An 18691-nucleotide genomic window follows, 5' to 3' on the forward strand; every position below is an offset into this window, starting at 1 on the left:
GTTAAAAATTAATTTCAAGGCCTGCAAACCATTTGGTGCTGGATGGGTACTTAATGGAGTTGATACCACGATCATCTACTTCAGGATCCAGACCAGAGAATTTAGTTAACGTCCACAGGTTATCACCGCCGATAGAAATTCTGGCGTTGCCAATATGCACGCGGTCCAGCCAGGCTTTAGGCAGTGCATAGCTCAGGTTCACATTTCTTAAACGCAGGTAGCTACCGTCTTCCAGGAAGCGGGAAGATGGTTTATGTGAATTTTTGTTACCCTTGATTTTAAATAATGGGTGGGTAGCATTGTCGCCTGGCTTCTGCCAACGGTTCCAGCCATTATCCAGCTCCATCATATTGTAGGTGTAGTAAGCGCCGTCGTTGTCCATCAGCTCACGGGTGCTGTTATACACCTGGTTGCCGGAAACAAAGGCCAGGAAGGCACTCAGCTGAAAATTTTTGTAAGAGAAAGTATTACGCATTCCTCCGAAGAACTTAGGTGTAGCAGCACCTACAATTTGCAGGGAGGCATCGTTGTAGTTGTTCGTCGTGGTTTTACCGGTTACTTTACCATTGGCATCTGTAATCAGTTTTTCCCACAGCGGATCACCATTAGATGGATCCACGCCTGCCCATTTGCGCATATAGAAGCTGCGCATGTCTTGTCCCTGGCGTAATACAAAGTAACCGCTGATTGGATCTATGATCTGGTCTTTACCACCATATAACTCTGTTACCCTGTTTTTATTGAAGCCAATATTGAAGTCGGTACTCCATTTAAACGCCCCCACCAGGTTGTCCGTACTCAGGTTAATCTCAATTCCTTTATTACGTACGGAACCTATGTTCTGTGAAATGTAGCTATAGCCGGCGGTTCCGGGCAGAGGTACGTTAAACAACAGGTCTTTGTTATCTTTCTGATAAAGCTCCAGTGTCAGGTTAATCCGGTTGAATAAACCCAGGTCGATACCGATATTGGTATTATAAGCTTTCTCCCAGGAAAGATTCGGTACATTATAAATACTTTGGTAGGCGCCGGGGAATCCGTTGTATTGTGTATTGATCGCGTAGGCGCCAATGGCATTGTAGTCGCCGATTTCGGCATTACCGGTAGTACCATAGCTTGCTCTCACTTTCAGGTTGGTGATCGCTTTGATCTGTTTGATGAAGTTTTCTTCAGACAGTGCCCAGGACGCACCAAACGCATAGAAGTTTCCGTACTGCTGATTAGCGCCGAATTTGGAAGATCCGTCTCTTCTGAAGGATGAGGTGAAATAATACTTATAATCGTAGTTATAGTTTGCCTGCACAAAGTAGGAATTGAAGGTGCGATCAGTTTTACCACCTCCGATAGACATAGGTGCAGAAGTACCGCCCAGTACATCTACACCTTGTATGATTCCTTTACCTTTTGCACTGATGTCGTTCAGCTTGGTCTGCTGGAATTCAGCACCAACCAATCCATCGAGATTATGTTTTTTGTTAATGGTATACCTTGCTCTCAGCAAGTTAGAGCTGATATAAGCGGAAGTATCCTGGTAATAGTTATACAGGTTACCACGATCATCAGAACCGGCAGAAGTTCTTACATCTCCATTGCTTTCCTGGTTAAAATGATAATATTGAGCGCGGTTGGTAGTACTGAAAGACAACCATTTGGTGATGTCGTATTCCAGTTTCACCAATGCTTCAAGTGATTGCCTTTTGTTTTTGGTGTAGTTATATTGCTGGTCATACAGGAAGTTGGTCATATCTCTTCCATACCAGCTGTCCGCGGTGAGTGGGTTTACCGGTTTTCCTTGTGCGTCATAGGCCTTATCCCAGGGCAGGTTGGTATAGTATTGATACAACGAACCGTTGGAATTATCTTTATCAGATGTTTGAGTTCCGGCTACGTTGAAGGTAACACGGAACTTATCAGTAATGTTGTGGTCGAGGTTGAGTCGCGCGCTAAAACGCTCTACACCAGTACCTTTCAGGATACCATCTTCTTTATAATAGTTGCCACCGAGGTAGAATTTAGTTTTTTCATTTCCGCCGCTGGTGGATAATTCGTAGTTCTGATTAGAGGCATTCTGGAAGGCCAGTTTTTGCCAGTTTGTATTTATATTTCGGAGAGACGGGTCTAACTTGGCTCCTGCAGCGGTTTGCAGGTCATAAAGTTCGGTACCGTTCATCAGGTGAAAGTGCCCGGTATTGAGGTGGGCCGTTCCTACGTTGGTGCGGAAGTTGACCTGTGTTTTACCGGCTTTACCTCTTTTAGTAGTGATAACCATTACGCCATTGGCCGCGCGGGCGCCATATAATGTGGTAGCCGCCGCATCTTTCAGGATGGTAACACTTTCGATGTCGCTGGGGTTGGGTAGTCCGCCGATGATACCATCTACTACCACCAGTGGAGAATTGCCGGCAGTTAATGTACCGTTACCACGGATACGGATGGCTGGCGCGGCAGCCGGGTCGCCGGAGCTGTTACCTACAAACACGCCACTTACTTTACCCTGGAGCATTTTGTCCATACTGCCGGCAGTGACGTCCTTCAGTTTGGCGCCGCTTACAGCTTGCGCAGCCCCGGTGAGATTTTTGGTGGTAGTGGTGGTGTATCCCATTACTACTACTTCTTCCAGCTTTTTGGTATCGCCATCCAGTTTCACATTAATTTCCTGCCGGCTGCCCACTACTAATTTTTGTGGTGTATAGCCGATAAAGGAAAACACTAACACGCTACTTTCGGAAGGTGCCGTGATCGTGTATTTCCCCGTAGCATCTGTTACAACGCCAATGGTAGTTCCTTCTACGGTCACCGTTACGCCGGGCAGGGGGTCTTTTGTAACAGCATCTGTTACATAGCCGGTTACTTTCACCTGTGCAGTATTGATGGGAGTAATCACTACCAGGTTGTTTTCCAATACACGATAAGTAACGTTGGTACTGTTAATGAGCAGCTTCAGGATATCATTGATCTTTTTGTCCTTTACGTCAATGGTGACCGTCTTATTTAAATCCGAGAAGTTCTCGTTATAGAAGAAGCGATAATTGCTGCTGTTCTCAATGAGCTTAAATACCTCTTTCACACTAGCATTTTCAGCATGTAGTTCTTTAATTTTTTCCTGCGCAAAAGCGGTAGCGGATACTTGTAAAAAACTTCCGAAAATCAGCAGCCCTGTCAGTTTTGTCATGAGCAAAAATTTTCGCCCGGGGCAAAAAAATGCCGCCAGGTTTGCAGTGGATTTCATAAACTTGTATAGATTTTAGTTAAACGAATGATTACGGTGGATGCCCGTCGCAAAGGCATTTCACCAACAAATGTTGTTCGTTGATTGGGGTAAGTCGCATTACCCCAATTTTTTTAATTGTTCATACCGTGCATGTAAGTGGATTTTACAGGTGATTAAATATTGCAATTTCCTATATCAGCCGGTGGTTTTACCGGGTCTTAAATGCTTTTAAATATTTGTTTTTCAATTCATTATCTAACTCCAGCGTCACTACTCCCTTGTCGATGGAATATTTCAGCGGCGCGGTTAACTTCAGGATATTCAATACCTGCTCAAGGGTTTCCTGGCGAAAGGTGCCACTGAACCGGTAGTCTTTTAGTTCCTGGTCTTTAAACACCACCTTTACATTAAACCTCCGTTCCATGGTGATGACCAGTTCGTCCAGGGTTTGGGCGGCTACCATCCAATTGCCGTCTTTCCACGCTGTATATATTTCTGTATCCTTTACATCCAGGCTCTCTATTGGGGTAGCAGTGGTGCTATCTCCCGGGTTATTGATCTTTTTCTGTTGTTCACCTTTGTTGGTAGATATGGTTTTGTTATATACCACGTGCTGGTGAGGTTTCATCATGATTCCGAAAGGCATTTTGGTGTTGCTGCCGTCAATTTTCACTTCTCCATCTACCAGGGTGGTTACCACCATTTTGTCTTCCGGGTAAGCCTTTACATTGAAAGAGGTGCCGAGTGCGAGTATTCGCAGATCGGAAGCCTTTACCGTAAAGGGCTTCTGTGCATTAGTATGTACTTTAAAAAATGCTTCCCCCTCCAGTTTTACTTCGCGGCTACGGAGATTGTAAGACGGTGCATATTGCAGCTTACTACCTGCATTGAGCCATACTTCCGTGCCATCCGACAATTCAATTTTGGTGGTAGCGCCTTTGGGGCTGATCACGGTTACGATTGCGTTATTGTTGTCGTTTTTACGGGACACAGACCAGGCATATACCAGCCCACCACCAATCAGGAAGGGCAGTGTATAAGATGCTGCTATCCGGAGATAATTTTTCCATTTGCTCACTTGCACCACCGGTGTTAAGCCCATGTTTTGCTGTACGCTATCCCAGGCTGCGCGGGTATCATAATTCCCTGGTCGGGCCGTCATTTGCCAGGCATCTCTCAGTTGCAGGAAATAAGCCTGGTTTGCTGGCGATTCATTTATCCACTGTTCCAGTATTTCTTGTGCATCCCCGGGAATATTGCCGGACAAAAAGCGTGCGATCAGGTCATCTACCTGCTCCTGTGTATAGTTAAGCCCCATAATCTCTGTAAACAGATACTAAGACAACATTCCGGAACAAACAGGGTGACAAGCGTAAAAAAAATTTCTTTTTAATTTAATCATTCATTTCAGCAGGGGAAGTAGTTCATCGCGCAATCTTTGCAGGGCGCGGGTCATCTGGGTTTTAACGGTATTGACAGAGATGCCCAGGTGGCGGGAAATTTCGGGATAACTCAATTGTTCGAAGCGACTGAGGCGAAACACATCCTGGCATTGCGGGGGTAATTTCCGGATGGCTTTCTCGGCCAGTATTTCCAGCTCAGCGTGTTCCAGCTTTTCAACGGGCGAATGGGTAGACGCCATACTGAACAGGGAGATACGGGATTCCACCTGTTGCAGTAATTCGTTGCTATACCTCGCTCTTACCTTATGTTGTTTAATATAATTAAGACAGTTATTTTGTACAGCCCTGTACAGGTATGCTTTTTCAGATACCTGGATATCCAGGTCCTCAAATTTCTCCCATATTTTCATGAAGGTGTCCTGTACAATTTCTTCCGCCAATTCATGCCTGTTCACAAAATCATAAGCAAATGTGCAGAGCGCGGGGTAATACTCCTTGAATAACGATTCAAAAGTGGGCATTCGATGTTGTTGCTGGGCAATATTTTTACTTCGTTCCTCCAAAATCTGTAGTCATCCTCACCATGTTCACTGTGCCGAAAAGATACGGAAACTAGCCCCAATAAAAAAACGCGGGTTTATAGCCCGCGTTTTCCTACTATTTAATCAGTTGAATTACATACACAAACCACCGCAAGTGCTGATCGTTTGGCCGGTTACATAGCTGCTCATATCAGAAGCCAGGAACAGGCATACATTGGCGATGTCTTCAGGAGTGCCGAAGCGGGCCAATGGAATTTGTTGAATATAGTTGGCAGCCGCTTCCCCTTCTTTGAGGTATTGGGTCATATCTGTTTCTACGAAGCCCGGTGCCACCGCATTACAACGTATATTACGGCTACCCAGTTCCTGCGCAATGGATTTGGAGAACCCAATAATACCAGCTTTCGAAGCGGCATAGCTGCTCTGGCCGGCATTACCCATGATACCTATCACGGAGCTCATATTAATGATACTACCGCTCTTTGCCTTCATCATAGGGCGTATTACCTGCTTGGTCATATTGTATACGCTCTTCAGGTTGATGTTCATCACATCATCCCATTGATCAGGGCTCATGCGGAGCAAGAGATTATCTTTGGAGATACCAGCGTTGTTAACACAGATATCAATTTTGCCAAATTCTTTCAATACATCCGCTACCAGTATTTCGCACTCTTCATATACGCCGGCATTGGATTTATATGCTTTGGCTTTAACGCCCAAAGCAGTCAGTTTTGCTTCGAGCGCTTTGGCTTTCTCATCAGAGCTTACATAGGTAAATGCTACGTCAGCTCCCTGTGCTGCAAATTTCAAAGCAATGGCTTCTCCGATACCACGGCTGGCGCCTGTAACTATCGCTACTTTGTTCTCCAGTAATTTCATGTTATAGTTGATAGGTTTTAAGCATTCCTGTTATCAGCCGCAAATTTCAGGATTTCTTCCAGGTAATTGCGGTCATTGTTTAAACGAGGCACTTTATGTTGTCCACCAAGTTTACCTTTACTTTTCAGGAACTCACAAAAAGTACCGGCCGGCAATACATGTATCAAGGGCATATGCAGCGCAATGTCTTTGTACCTCTTGGCTTCGTAGTCAGAATTGATGGCCTTGAGCGTATTGTCCATTACTGTGGTAAACCGGCTAATATCATCCGGTGCTACTTCAAATTCCACCAGCCATTCATGTCCACCATTGCCATGATCACTGAAGTACACGGGGGCTGCAGTATAATCATTTACAACAGCGCCGGTTGCTTCGGCAGCTTTGGCAATAGCGGTGTCAGAGTTTTCCACAATGACCTCTTCTCCAAAAGCATTGATAAATGATTTGGTTCTGCCACTTACTTTAATGCGATAAGGAATCAGGGAAGTAAACTGGATGGTATCTCCTACCATATAGCGCCATAAGCCGCCATTGGTGCTGATTACCAGCGCATAGTTTTTACCCAGTTCCACTTCCTGTAACTGGAGCGTGCGTGGCTCTTCTTTCCCCAGTTCCTCCATTGGCATAAATTCGTAGAAGATGCCATGGTTAAGGAATAGCAATAATCCATCTTCTCCAATCACGTCCTGGGCGGCAAAGAAGCCTTCTGATGCATTATAGGTTTCCTGGTAATGCATCAGTGGTTTGCGGATCAGTTTTCTGAACTGTTCGCGGTACGGCGTAAAGCTTACGCCACCGTGCATATATAATTCCAGGTTAGGCCACACGTCAGCCAGGTTGTCTGTGCCGGTAAGTTCAAAAATGCGTTTAATCAATACGATGGTCCAGGTAGGTACCCCTGCAATAGAAGTTACATTTTCATGGATCACCGCATTGGCCATACGTTCTATCTTTTCCTCCCATTCATCCATGAGGGCTATTTCCAGGTCGGGGGTACGGATCATATTACCGTAGAACGGCATGTTCTGCAGCATTACCGCACTCAGGTCACCAAAGTAGGAATCACTGTTTTCCGACAGTTTGTTTACCTGGTGGCTACCACCGATGACCAGTGATTTACCGGTAAACACATCAGAGTCAGGGAAGTTATTATAATAGAGAGAAATCACATCGCGGCCCGAGCGGTAGTGGCATTCATCGAGACTTTCCACCGTTACGGGAATGAACTTGCTTTTATCGGCGGTAGTACCGCTCGATTTAGCGAACCATTTAATGGGAGTATTCCAGAGCACATTCTGTTGTCCTTCCATCGTGCGCTGTATATAAGGCTTGATGGTATCGTAGGTATGAATGGGAACGCGCTGCTTATATTCGTCTATCTTATAAATTTTCGAAAAGCCGTATTGTTTACCGAATTCGGTATACTGAGCGGCACTAATAAGGTTTTGGAATACCTGCTGCTGCACCTGCACGGGATACTGCATAAAGTATGCAATACGCCCCATGCGCAATCTTGCCAGTTGTGATATTGCAGGACTTAAAATTCTCATATAGGATGCTGTAGAATTATTTTTACTGTTTTGCTGCTTCGTCGAGGTAATCTTTCCGGCGCAGGATAAAATTCTGGCCAAGATACACTTTTCTTACCTGTTCGTCAGCGGCCAACTCTTCCGCTGTTCCGGATTTAAGGATTTTACCTTCAAACAGCAGGTAAGCCCGGTCTGTGATAGAGAGTGTTTCCTGTACGTTGTGGTCCGTGATCAGGATACCGATATTCTTATATTTCAGTTTGGCTACAATTCCCTGAATATCTTCCACCGCAATAGGGTCGATACCGGCGAAAGGCTCATCCAACAGGATAAATTTTGGATCTACAGCCAGGGCCCGGGCTATTTCAGTACGGCGGCGTTCTCCCCCGCTCAGTACATCACCGGGGCTTTTACGCACATGGGTAAGCCTGAATTCGGCCAACAGGCTCTCCAGCTTCTCTTTTTGTTCTGCTTTTTTCAACTTTGTCATTTCCAATACTGCTGCGATATTGTCTTCCACGCTGAGCTTCCTGAATACGGAAGCCTCCTGCGGGAGATAGCCAATACCCATTTGTGCTCTTTTGTACATGGGCAGCTTGGTAATGTTCTGGTCATCCAGGTATACGTTACCTTCATCTGGCTTGATAAGCCCTACCACCATGTAGAAGGAGGTTGTTTTACCTGCTCCGTTAGGGCCCAGCAGCCCTACTATCTCTCCCTGAGATACCTCCACAGATACATGGTTTACCACCGTTCTGTTGCCGTAACGCTTTACCAGCTGGTCTGTATGTATTCTTAATGCCATATGATCAAACTTAGCAAAAATAAGCAATTCATTCACTTAGCCTAGTTATAGTTGAGATAAGATTAAAATTGATCTGATTATAATTAGGGGATATCTTATTTTTGCCCGCGTATTTTTAGCTGGAATAAGGGCACCAGGATCTACCCCATTCCTCAAAGACGATAACTTTATGAAAGTAACTGAACATATTGCGCAGGCAAAAGACACACTGATTTCTTTTGAAATCCTTCCCCCGCTGAAAGGAAAGAGCATTGAGTCGATCTACGATCACCTGGACCCCCTGATGGAGTTTAAGCCGGCTTTTATCAATGTTACCTACCATCGCAGCGAGCATATGTTCAAGAAGAAGGCAGATGGTTCCTTTGAAAAGGTAGAAATCCGTAAACGCCCCGGTACAGTGGGCATTTGCGCAGCCATTATGAACCATTATACCGTAGATGCAGTCCCTCACCTTATCTGTGGCGGTTTTAGCCGGGAAGAAACGGAAAACGCCCTGATAGATCTCAACTTCCTGGGAATTGATAACGTGTTGGTATTACGCGGTGATGCACCCAAAAATGAAACTTTCTTCGAACCAGACCCTCATGGACATAGCTATGCCATTGAATTACTGGACCAGGTGGCCCATATGAATAATGGTGTATACCTGGAGGATGACCTGCAGGGAGGCGTTAAAACTAATTTCTGCATCGGCGTTGCCGGCTACCCGGAGAAACATTTTGAAGCGCCCAATATGCAAACTGATCTCGCCCATCTGAAGCGTAAAGTGGAAAATGGCGCCGACTATATCGTTACACAGATGTTTTTCGACAACCAGAAATTCTTTGATTTCGTGACCAAATGCCGGGAAATGGGTATTACGGTACCTATCATTCCGGGGTTAAAACCCTTGACCAGCCGCAAACAAATGACCATGCTCCCCAGGATCTTCCACGTGGATATCCCGGCGGATCTGTCTACAGAAATCCTGAAATGCAAGACTGATAAGGATGTTGAGCTGGTAGGAACCGAATGGCTGATTGCACAATCAAAAGAATTGAAAGCATTTGGTGTTCCCGTGCTCCATTATTATACCCTTGGTAAACCTAAGGTGATCCAGAAAGCAGTGGCTGCTATCATGTAATCATCTCCTAAATAAATGAAAATAAGGGAAGGACGGAAGTCTTTCCCTTTTTTGCTGTCTTTCATATTAAAAAAATGCCATCACGTAGATACGTAGTGGCATATCCCTATAACTGTCACACTTTTAATTATAACTGTCCAATGATCGATGTCACCTGCTGGTGATATCTTTCGGTAATAAGACGCAGTAAACAGACCTGTCCCCTATCCATCCCTAAAAAAAATAAGAAAGACCACCCGGAAGGCGGTCTTTCTTACAAATAAAGTAGTTGGCTGGCCCTACCAGTCTTCCCTGTCAAACAGGAAACCCAGGCTCACTCCCCAATAACGGTTTTTAAATTCATTGTTCGCTGATTTATCTATATCCACCATGCCATAGCCATAGGTGGCTTTCAACGTAAGAAAACAATTGAACTCCAGGCCGGCTGTGAAGTTCAGCCCTGCATCCCATCGCTGCAGGTTCATGTCAGTACCAAAAATGTTGGGAGATGCCTTAAAATCCAGCGAATGCGAGGAAGACTGCACCTCTTTACCATTGGTATAAACGGATAGATCATACTTGCCGCTCAGACAGTAGGCGGCATAAGGCCCGGCACCAATCGTAAACTTGCCAATACCTATCGGCACTTTATATACCATGTTCACTGGCAACTCGAGATATCTCAATTTCATCCGGGAAGTGCCTGAAGTAAATACTTCCGCCGGATGCGATATGGTGTAATCCCATCGGGCGCCCTTCACAATATAATCGAGGCCCGGTGTCAGGTACCCATTCTTAAAGAGGGGTACATTAAAATAAACTCCCGCATGCCAGCTGTTCATAGTTGTCGGTTTCCGTGAGATACTCGTGCCAGAAGACTCCAGCCCGCTATTGACGTATCCTCCATGGATCCCTAAACTCACCTGCGCATGGGAATTCAGTACAATTACTACAATCGCAGTAGAAAACAGTGTAAAGAACTTCATCAGTGGTTCGGTAAATAATAAAATAATAACGAAAATCTCGACGCTTATTTTGGGGAAATGTTGCTATAACTAAATCGGTTACTGGTTTATGGGCGCTAAAATAAACAAAGGTTTCGATATATAATAAAAAACCACCCGGGAATCCCGGGTGGTTAATAAAAAAATCATATAGCAACAGCGCTATTTTCCGCCGAATTTATACCCGATGGATACGCCAAAGGAGGTATTTTTAAAGCTCGCATCATTAGCCGTGTTTTTCATGGCGTTTACCAGGCCCAAATCGGTATTCAGACCAAAGAATAAACCAGCCGGCAACTCATAACCAACGTTAATGCCTACACCGGCATCAAAACGCTTCAATTGTAACAGGCCTGCCTCATCTTCAAACGCCTTCCGTTCTCCAACTACCGGAATATCTTTATACTTTCCGCCTATACCATAAGCAACATAAGGGCCTGCGGCCAATACCAGCCGGCCACTGCCTACTTCTGGCTTAAACATGAAATTAACAGGGAGCTCCAGGTAAGATAAAGTAGTTTTCATATCGGAGTTCTTATCTTTCCCTCCTTTACCAGAATACAATAACCCGGTTCCAATATAAAATTCATCTGCCAGTGGAATATCTACGGTAACACCCGCTCTGACACTGGTCAGTATTTTACTGGTTTCTTTACTGGAATTCGCAGATTTTGTGGTTACGCTCGAAAATTGCGGACCAGCAACAATCCCCCATTGCGCCTGCGCGAAAGTCATGCTTGCTATCAGCAAGGCTGCAACGGATAAAACTAATTTTTTCATACAATTTTGTTTTTATAATGGTTAAAAGCGGTGCCCAACAGGCAAAAGCACCGCTAACTTTTTGTTTGCCAGCTTTTTAATAGCAACCCTGTTTTTGCTTGCCTGGTGTTATTACCCTAATTGTTCTTTTGGGTACAGCACTTCCAGGCTTCACGCCCTTTAAGCCAAAGACTATGCCAAAGGAATGTTAAAACAAGATAACTTGCTGACAATCAGCATCCCATTATTCGGCAAATACCCGGTAGATTAATGTTTTTGTGCCTCATTCCTGGCCGTATCCCGGTCCAGGAACTCCTGTAATTGCTCTACCCCTAATTTTTTTGCCACAATTTTCTTTTTGTCGTCCAACAGGTAGATCATAGGCGTGCTGTACACGTCATAAAGACGGCGATAGTTAGTAGCTGCCTGTGGATCCGAGCCGTGTACCCATCCACTGAGATGATGCTCGTTAATAAACTGCAGCCATTCTTCACGGGTTCCTTCTGTTTTCACACCTACCATGGTTACCCCTTTGCTCTTCCAGCTGGCCCGGTACGCTGAATCCAGCCGGGGAAGCTCTGTTTTACAATGTCCGCAGGTAGGATCCCAGAAAACCAATATGGTATATTTGGCAGGCGTTTTATATAGGGAAAGCATGTTGTTGGAAGAATCTTTAAACTCTAGCGGAGCAGCTTGCTTCCCAATCAGGTTGGGTGCTATGGTATAAGCCCGGTCAACAATTTTGTTGAGCTGCTCATTGCTCAGCCAGAAAGCCTCTCCCGGTACATAATATTTCTCTACCAGGTGCACAAAAACCGCGTCCATGCCCATGTAAGGAGAGCTTTCATAATTATAGGTAAGCCACCACAAAACAAATTTAAAGGCTTCCTTGCTCTTGCGTGTGCGGGCAATCACTTCGTCGCAATCCACCATAATAGAATCGGGGTTAGCCACCACCAGCTGGGTAAAGTACTTTTTCAGTTTCCCTTCCAGGATGGGCGTCCTCACCAGGCGGTCGCTGGTAAGATCTACCTGGTCCCAGTAGTGGCTTTTGAAATAACGCCAGGCAAAGGACGAATCTGCTCCAACGGGCGGCTGCGGTACTTCCGGCTCCTTCATGGCCAGGAAAATAGTGCTGAGAATGGTGCCTGGATGTTGCGCAATAAAGTCGTTACGGAAATGCTCTATTTTCTTCCCCAGTTCTTTTTGCAAAGGCAGTACCTTTGCGGAATCGGCGGCACTTCTGGCGGTTTGTAACTGTGTTTGTATGCTCCTGCTCAGCGATTCCTGCTGAAAAAGGAATTTGTTATACCCCAGGAACAGGTCATTGTCCGGACTCCCTTTATAAACTGTTTTGTTGACCAGGTCGGCAGTATCTATACTCACACTGAACACCTGCTGCCGGTCGATCAGCGTTTCAATATATTGTTGTTTACCTGGTAATACCAGGAGATAAATACCGGGTAACAGCTGCTCCTTTCCCTTCAACACCGCATCGCCGGTGGAACTTATATCAGCCGAATCTGCCAGGTAGGTAGTCCTGCCCATGTAGTGAGCCAGGAAAAACTTTCCGCTGGTGTAATTTTTCAGCTTAACGGTAATCTGGTATCCCTGCGCGGCGGCATACAATGGGCCTAAAAGAGCGGCTATCAGTATAACAAATAATTTACGCATAACATTTGATAACAATATGTAAATGTAAGCGGAAAAAAGCAAAAACAGAAAGCGGTGTGGTAAGCGGTAAATACATGAATTCCTATGTTGGATTCAGCATTTCCAATTACCTTTGCAGCCGTGAGGAAAAAAAATGTTGTTTTAGAAAATGTACCCGTTACTGCCTATGCGGCAGAGGGTAAAGCCCTGGCCCGTCATGACGGGAAAGTAATTTTTATTGAAGGCGGCGTAGTGCCCGGTGACGTGGTGGATGTACGACTGAGTAAAAATAAAAAGGACTGGGCAGAAGGAAAAGCGGTGCACTTTCATAGCTATTCCGATAAAAGAGTGGCGCCATTTTGCCAGCATTTCGGTACTTGTGGCGGATGTAAGTGGCAAATGCTGCCCTATTCCCAACAGTTGACCTATAAGCAACAACAGGTAGCTGATCACCTTCAACGGATTGGCAAACTGGTATTACCTCCCATGGAGCCAATTCTTGGCAGTGTTCATACCGAACATTACCGCAACAAGCTGGAGTTTACCTTCAGCAACAAGGCCTATCTTACCAATGAGGAAGTAAAAGCCCTCAATGGTGAAATACCTGTGAGGCCTGCACTGGGCTTCCATGTACCCAAACTTTTCGACAAAGTATTGAACATAGATACGTGTTACCTGATGCAGGAACCTGTTAATCTCATTCGCAATACTATCCGGGAATATGCGGTGACGCACGGACTTACATTTTACGATATCCGTGCTCAGCAGGGCTGGCTGCGCAACCTGGTTATCCGGCTGTGTACCACCGGGGAAATTATGGTGAACCTGGTCATTCACCATGAAGATAAAGAAAACAGGATCGCTTTACTGGATCACTTACTGAAAACAGTCCCGGCTATCACCACGGCGCTGTATACCATTAACCCGAAAGGAAACGATTCCATTTTCGACCTGGAACCGAAAACCTATTTTGGCAAAGGATATGCAGAAGAGAAGCTCGAAGATTTTGTGTTTAAGATAGGGCCTAAATCTTTTTTCCAGACCAATACCTACCAGGGAGAAGTATTATACAAAGTTACCCGGGATTTTGCCGGGCTGACCGGGTCGGAAATCGTATACGATTTATATTGTGGTACCGGCAGCATTGGCATTTTTGTTTCCCGCAACGCCCGCAAAGTAGTGGGTATTGAGCTGATCAAGGAAGCGATAGATGATGCGCGGGAAAATGCCGCCCGGAATAATGTTACGAACGCCACTTTTTTTGCAGGCGATGTAGTGGATATTTGTGATGATGCATTTTTTGCACATCACGGACAGCCAGATGTAGTCATTACAGATCCTCCACGGGCAGGAATGCACGAAAAACTGGTTAATAAGCTGCTTGAAATTGCGGCACCTAAAATTGTATATGTTAGCTGTAACCCCGCTACACAAGCCAGGGACCTGGCATTGCTGGATGCACTTTATACAGTGGAAAAGGTACAGCCGGTAGATATGTTCCCACATACACACCATATTGAAAATGTGGTGTTGTTGAAAAAAAGAGTAAATAACTAAGCTACAATGAACGAGTACAGGCCCGGAAAATTTCAATACCTGCCAATGGTGATCAAAAACCTGATGATCATCAATGGCCTGGTTTGGTTAGTGCAGATTACGCTGCTGAACAGATATGGTTATGATTTGAGTCGATTGTTTGCCCTGCATTACTGGGGCTCTGAACTATTCAGACCACATCAGTTCATCACCCACCTTTTCCTGCATGATCCGAAAAGCATTACGCATGTGCTCTTTAATATGTTTACGTTGTGGATGTTCGGGGCCACGCTGGAAAACCTCTGGGGACCTAAGCGGTTCCTGATTTTCTACATGGTATGCGGACTGGGCGCGGCTTTATGCCATATGGGTGTTCTTACCTATGAAAATATGAACCTGACCCATTACGCCAATAATTTCCTCAACGACCCTTCTTTTAGCAATTTTGCCCTGCTGGATAGCAAATTTGACCTGGGTAATGGTACAGACAGTATGGAAAGTCTGAAAACCGCCCTGGCCAACCACGATCCCCAGGCCATTGATATTGCCCGTTTATATGTCAGGGATTATGTGCACATGTACCGTAGCGGCGCTACGCTGGGTGCTTCCGGAGCGGTATATGGCATCCTGTTCGCGTTCGGCTACCTGTTTCCCAATACGTACATGTACATCTACTTCATGTTTCCGGTAAAAGCGAAATATATTGTAGGGTTTATGATACTGGCCGAATTATGGTCTGGTATCCAGAATTCCGCCGGCGATAATGTGGCGCACTTTGCGCATCTCGGTGGCGCACTTTTTGCCTATCTCCTACTGCGGGGCTGGTCTAAAAGACGCTCAGATTTTTATTAATACAACTGTATTAAAGCTGTAAATTTGTATTGAAAAATATTTGTACCATGCATGCGTTGGAAAAGGAGAAATTACCCCGCCTCTCTTTAGGAGAAGGAAGAAATATGGTAACACAATTATTAGTGGCTAATCTTACCATCTTTATTTTTCTGCTTTTTACCCTGGTGATCTATAAGATGGAAGATGTGGGCGAACCCAGGTTTCACCAGGATATTATGACCTGGCTGAGGCTTCCCGGCAACCCGGCCAGATTATTGACACGCCCCTGGACACTGGTTACTTCGTTGTTTACACATATCAGTGTTTGGCAAGTATTTACCAATATGGTGTGGCTGTGGTGCTTCGGCACATTTATGCAACACCTGGCAGGCTACCAGCGGATATTGCCTTTATATCTCTTTGGAGGCATTTGTGGCAACCTCTTTTATGTGGCAGCCATGCAGCTCATTCCCCCTTTTCACGTAGTGGCAGGCAATGAATACTTCCTGGGCGCTTCCGGAAGCATTATGGCCATCGCTATTGGCGTTACCACTATTGCACCCCGTTATCGGATATTCCCGTTGCTGGGAGGCGGCATTTCCCTGTGGATAGTAACGCTGCTCTTTATTACACTTTCTGTCAGCAGCTTATTAATGACGTCTTCCTATGGTTATACTTACCTTCCTGTATTGGCAGGAGGAGGATTTGCCGGCTGGTTATATATGTGGCAGTGGAAAAAAGGAAGCGACTGGGGCGCCGGTTTCAACAGGCTCACCTTTAAGCTCGCCCACGTATTCCATCCTGCTTCCCAACAGGTAACCCCGGACGATCTCAAAAAAAAGACCACGGTAACTGAAGCCGAACAACCCTTCAGGCGCATTGGTAAAGTACCCGAACAAAAGCTGAATGAAATTCTTGATAAAATAAACGAAAACGGACTGGCTTCCTTATCTCCAGAAGAAAGAGAAACCCTGCTGAGAGCCAGCCGCACAGAGTAGTTAAGAGCTATAAATTTTTTTAAAGGAGATACACCATTTGTGTCTCCTTTTTTATGTCGTATTTTAGCCAATATCACCATAATTGCTTGTTCCCCTATGCTGATCATCATATTTAAACGCTGTTTACAGTGGCTGAACATGTTACTGATAACAGCCCTGTTACTGAGTACCTGGCTTCCTTACCTCAACCCCGGTCAATGCTGGATAATTGGTTTTGCAGGCCTGTTCTTCCCTTTTCTTTTCCTCTCTTGTATACTTTTTATTCCCCTATGCTGGTGGTATAAAAACAAAAAATACCTGTTGGCAAATATGGTCGCTGTATTGTGTGGGATACCGGCCGCACTGGATACCTGGGGCCTGCATGTGTTCCATCGGGCGGTAAGACCCGGCAGTGGCCAGTTTACGCTGATGACGTATAACAGCAGCAGTATGGGGCTCCACGCTTACCAAACCGATACGGCCCGGACCCGGGCTATTTACGACGTATTGGAAAAGGCAAGTCCGGATATGCTGTGTATACAGGAGTTTTATACAAACGACGAGCGGGAAAAGGGACAGCACCTGGAAGATATCGGTTTGAGAGGTCGTTATTCCCATCACTTCTTTACACAGGATAAGATACACTGGAATACCTGGCGATACGGCATTGTATTGTTTTCCCGTTACCCGATTATAGCGGCTACTGCTATCCCCTGTGGAGAAAGCAAAGCGGGCAGCGGCAGCACTTTTCTACAGGCCGATGTGGCCATAGCGGGTGACACTATCCGGGTGTTTTCGGTGCAGCTAACTTCGTATATGTTCAACAGTGAGGATTATCAGCAGATGAAGGCCCTGCCGGGAAAAGGCCTGTTGTATAAAATGCGGCATGCGGTTGAAAAAAGAGCCGCCCAGGCCGTTCAGTTAGCGGGGCTTGTGGCGGCCAGCCCATATCCCACCATCGTTTGCGGCGATTTCAACGATACGCCGGCATCATTTACCTATAAAACGGTTAGCCGGCATTTACAGGATGCGTTCCTGGCAACAGGCAGTGGCTGGGGGCGTACCCTTTCCTACCTGTCGCCTTCCCTGCGAATAGATTACATTTTACCGCAGCCTTCCTTTCAAATCCACGGTGGACAAGTTTTCCCGGTAACGCCATCGGAGCATTTCCCGGTTATGGCCTGTCTGTCGTTGAAAAAACACTAACTTTAGTACTTCAACAAAGTATGACGCGGTGCGATTTTTAAGACTATTTACGAAAGGATTTTTTCTGACTATCAACTTCGCCGTAGTATTACTTTTCCTGGGTGCTTGTTTGGCGCCTTATATTTCACCGGCATGGTTCTGGCCCATCAGCTTTTTAACGCTGGCGTTCCCATTCCTGCTGGCATTGCTGGTAATATTCCTTTTAGGATGGCTATTTTTTAATTATCGCTATGCCTTATTATCACTGATCGCCCTATTGCTGGGGTGGAAATCTATCAGCGCTTTTGTGGCTTTTCACATGCCTTCGGGCAATAAGCCCGTTGCCGACAGCAGCAGCCTCACCGTGATGAGCTATAATGTAAGCCAGTTTGGCCTATACCGTGAAAAGGACAGTAAATACAACCGGCAGGCAATGTTTGCCATGATCAAAAAACAGGAGCTGGATATTGCCTGCTTCCAGGATTTTTATACTTCCGAGAGAAAAAATGATTTCAACAACCGGGAAGATATTTCCCGGGAGATGGCATTACCATATCGCTATTTTTCCAGCGATTTTAACCGGAATGGCATGCAACACTGGGGATCTATTATTTATTCCCGTTTCCCGATCATCGCTTCCGATAAGGTGAAAATGAGTATGGGCCCCCGCAGCGAAAGCCTGATATATGCCGATATCGTAAAAGGAGCCGATACTATCCGCGTTATTAACATGCACCTGGAATCTTATCGCTTCAATGAACGGGATTATTCCGATATCAGGAAAATCAAGAACCAGGAAGATACCGGGCTGAAAGCCACTAAAAATATCATCCAGAAAATGAGAGAGGCGTATATCCGCCGCAGTCAACAGGCCGATATTGTAGGCGGCTTTATTCGCCAGAGCCCTTATCCGGTTATTGTTTGTGGCGATTTCAATGATACCCCGGCCTCGTACACCTATTTTACCATTAAAGGAGACCTGCAGGATGCTTTTCTGCAAAAAGGTTTGGGAATAGGGCGTACTTTTACAGGGCTGGCACCTACATTGCGTATTGATTATGTTTTTGTGAGCAACTATTTTAAAGTGAATAGCTTCCGGAAAATCACGTCAGACCTGTCTGACCATTATCCTGTAATTGCCAATATGAGCTTAATAGGCAGCGGTAAAACGGAAGTCCAGGTAAATAAATAATCGAACACATTATGAAAATGAATTATATTTTTATGGCTAACCGATGTTGTTGCCCGAGTTTTATTATACCCGGAAAACAA

15 protein-coding genes are annotated in these 18691 nt (G+C 45.4%); 6 read left to right on the forward strand and 9 right to left on the reverse strand.

From position 1 onward, the window contains the following. Position 1: 1 nt before the first annotated feature. From HGH91_RS09310 to lptB, 6 genes are all read right to left on the reverse strand, one after another. Positions 2–3172, reverse strand: a complete 3171-nt coding sequence (locus tag HGH91_RS09310; RefSeq protein ID WP_168738186.1) for a TonB-dependent receptor — start codon at positions 3170–3172, stop codon at positions 2–4. A gap of 247 nt (positions 3173–3419) precedes the next feature. Beyond that, complete coding sequence (locus HGH91_RS09315; protein WP_168738187.1) at positions 3420–4529, reverse strand: FecR family protein; 1110 nt, start codon at positions 4527–4529, stop codon at positions 3420–3422. 84 nt (positions 4530–4613) lie between these two features. After that, positions 4614–5135: an RNA polymerase sigma-70 factor gene (locus tag HGH91_RS09320; RefSeq protein WP_168738188.1), complete on the reverse strand. Its 522-nt coding sequence runs from the start codon at positions 5133–5135 to the stop codon at positions 4614–4616. A gap of 153 nt (positions 5136–5288) precedes the next feature. Continuing rightward, a complete protein-coding gene (gene fabG / locus HGH91_RS09325) occupies positions 5289–6038 on the reverse strand; it encodes a 3-oxoacyl-[acyl-carrier-protein] reductase (RefSeq protein ID WP_168738189.1) in 750 nt (249 codons plus the stop codon). Between the two features lie 17 nt (positions 6039–6055). Further along, positions 6056–7588 (reverse strand): GH3 auxin-responsive promoter family protein, encoded by a 1533-nt coding sequence (locus tag HGH91_RS09330; RefSeq protein ID WP_168738190.1) that lies wholly within the window; start codon positions 7586–7588, stop codon positions 6056–6058. Positions 7589–7610: 22 nt separating this feature from the next. Then, the gene (gene lptB / locus HGH91_RS09335) at positions 7611–8372 is read right to left on the reverse strand and encodes an LPS export ABC transporter ATP-binding protein (protein ID WP_145661658.1); all 762 of its coding nucleotides are present in this window, start codon (positions 8370–8372) and stop codon (positions 7611–7613) included. 169 nt (positions 8373–8541) lie between these two features. On the opposite strand from lptB, the gene metF reads away from it, so the two are divergent. Continuing rightward, positions 8542–9495: a methylenetetrahydrofolate reductase [NAD(P)H] gene (gene metF / locus HGH91_RS09340; RefSeq protein WP_145661661.1), complete on the forward strand. Its 954-nt coding sequence runs from the start codon at positions 8542–8544 to the stop codon at positions 9493–9495. A gap of 278 nt (positions 9496–9773) precedes the next feature. Here metF and HGH91_RS09345 read toward each other — a convergent pair whose 3' ends face one another. The 3 genes from HGH91_RS09345 to HGH91_RS09355 form a co-directional block, all read right to left on the reverse strand. Then, complete coding sequence (locus tag HGH91_RS09345) at positions 9774–10460, reverse strand: outer membrane beta-barrel protein (RefSeq protein ID WP_168738191.1); 687 nt, start codon at positions 10458–10460, stop codon at positions 9774–9776. A 180-nt stretch (positions 10461–10640) separates the two neighbouring features. Further along, positions 10641–11258 carry a porin family protein gene (locus HGH91_RS09350; RefSeq protein WP_168738192.1) on the reverse strand — a complete coding sequence of 206 codons (618 nt, stop codon included), beginning with the start codon at positions 11256–11258 and terminating at the stop codon, positions 10641–10643. A 246-nt stretch (positions 11259–11504) separates the two neighbouring features. Further along, on the reverse strand, positions 11505–12911 hold the full coding sequence (locus tag HGH91_RS09355; protein ID WP_168738193.1) for a TlpA family protein disulfide reductase: 1407 nt from the start codon (positions 12909–12911) through the stop codon (positions 11505–11507). A gap of 84 nt (positions 12912–12995) precedes the next feature. Here HGH91_RS09355 and rlmD point away from each other — a divergent pair, with 84 nt between their 5' ends. The 5 genes from rlmD to HGH91_RS09380 all read left to right on the forward strand — a co-directional run bounded on the left by rlmD (position 12996) and on the right by HGH91_RS09380 (position 18611). Continuing rightward, positions 12996–14447, forward strand: a complete 1452-nt coding sequence (gene rlmD / locus HGH91_RS09360) for a 23S rRNA (uracil(1939)-C(5))-methyltransferase RlmD (RefSeq protein WP_168738194.1) — start codon at positions 12996–12998, stop codon at positions 14445–14447. 6 nt (positions 14448–14453) lie between these two features. Continuing rightward, positions 14454–15278: a rhomboid family intramembrane serine protease gene (locus HGH91_RS09365; protein WP_168738195.1), complete on the forward strand. Its 825-nt coding sequence runs from the start codon at positions 14454–14456 to the stop codon at positions 15276–15278. 47 nt (positions 15279–15325) lie between these two features. Then, positions 15326–16255, forward strand: coding sequence for a rhomboid family intramembrane serine protease (locus HGH91_RS09370; protein WP_168738196.1), 930 nt, complete (start codon positions 15326–15328; stop codon positions 16253–16255). A 138-nt stretch (positions 16256–16393) separates the two neighbouring features. Then, a complete protein-coding gene (locus tag HGH91_RS09375) occupies positions 16394–17440 on the forward strand; it encodes an endonuclease/exonuclease/phosphatase family protein (RefSeq protein ID WP_168738197.1) in 1047 nt (348 codons plus the stop codon). Positions 17441–17468: 28 nt separating this feature from the next. Beyond that, positions 17469–18611, forward strand: coding sequence for an endonuclease/exonuclease/phosphatase family protein (locus tag HGH91_RS09380; protein WP_168738198.1), 1143 nt, complete (start codon positions 17469–17471; stop codon positions 18609–18611). The last annotated feature ends 80 nt before the right edge of the window (positions 18612–18691 follow it).

The organism is Chitinophaga eiseniae, from assembly GCF_012641265.1.
GTDB classification, from domain to species: Bacteria; Bacteroidota; Bacteroidia; order Chitinophagales; family Chitinophagaceae; genus Chitinophaga; species Chitinophaga eiseniae_A.

What these genes read in the sequence shown, in the direction of transcription:
- HGH91_RS09310 (WP_168738186.1), bottom strand. Translation starts at nt 3,172, where the DNA reads ATGACAAAACTGACAGGGCTGCTGATTTTCGGAAGTTTTTTACAAGTA.
- HGH91_RS09315 (WP_168738187.1), bottom strand. Translation starts at nt 4,529, where the DNA reads ATGGGGCTTAACTATACACAGGAGCAGGTAGATGACCTGATCGCACGC.
- HGH91_RS09320 (WP_168738188.1), bottom strand. Translation starts at nt 5,135, where the DNA reads ATGCCCACTTTTGAATCGTTATTCAAGGAGTATTACCCCGCGCTCTGC.
- fabG (WP_168738189.1), bottom strand. Translation starts at nt 6,038, where the DNA reads ATGAAATTACTGGAGAACAAAGTAGCGATAGTTACAGGCGCCAGCCGT.
- HGH91_RS09330 (WP_168738190.1), bottom strand. Translation starts at nt 7,588, where the DNA reads ATGAGAATTTTAAGTCCTGCAATATCACAACTGGCAAGATTGCGCATG.
- lptB (WP_145661658.1), bottom strand. Translation starts at nt 8,372, where the DNA reads ATGGCATTAAGAATACATACAGACCAGCTGGTAAAGCGTTACGGCAAC.
- metF (WP_145661661.1), top strand. Translation starts at nt 8,542, where the DNA reads ATGAAAGTAACTGAACATATTGCGCAGGCAAAAGACACACTGATTTCT.
- HGH91_RS09345 (WP_168738191.1), bottom strand. Translation starts at nt 10,460, where the DNA reads ATGAAGTTCTTTACACTGTTTTCTACTGCGATTGTAGTAATTGTACTG.
- HGH91_RS09350 (WP_168738192.1), bottom strand. Translation starts at nt 11,258, where the DNA reads ATGAAAAAATTAGTTTTATCCGTTGCAGCCTTGCTGATAGCAAGCATG.
- HGH91_RS09355 (WP_168738193.1), bottom strand. Translation starts at nt 12,911, where the DNA reads ATGCGTAAATTATTTGTTATACTGATAGCCGCTCTTTTAGGCCCATTG.
- rlmD (WP_168738194.1), top strand. Translation starts at nt 12,996, where the DNA reads ATGTTGGATTCAGCATTTCCAATTACCTTTGCAGCCGTGAGGAAAAAA.
- HGH91_RS09365 (WP_168738195.1), top strand. Translation starts at nt 14,454, where the DNA reads ATGAACGAGTACAGGCCCGGAAAATTTCAATACCTGCCAATGGTGATC.
- HGH91_RS09370 (WP_168738196.1), top strand. Translation starts at nt 15,326, where the DNA reads ATGCATGCGTTGGAAAAGGAGAAATTACCCCGCCTCTCTTTAGGAGAA.
- HGH91_RS09375 (WP_168738197.1), top strand. Translation starts at nt 16,394, where the DNA reads ATGTTACTGATAACAGCCCTGTTACTGAGTACCTGGCTTCCTTACCTC.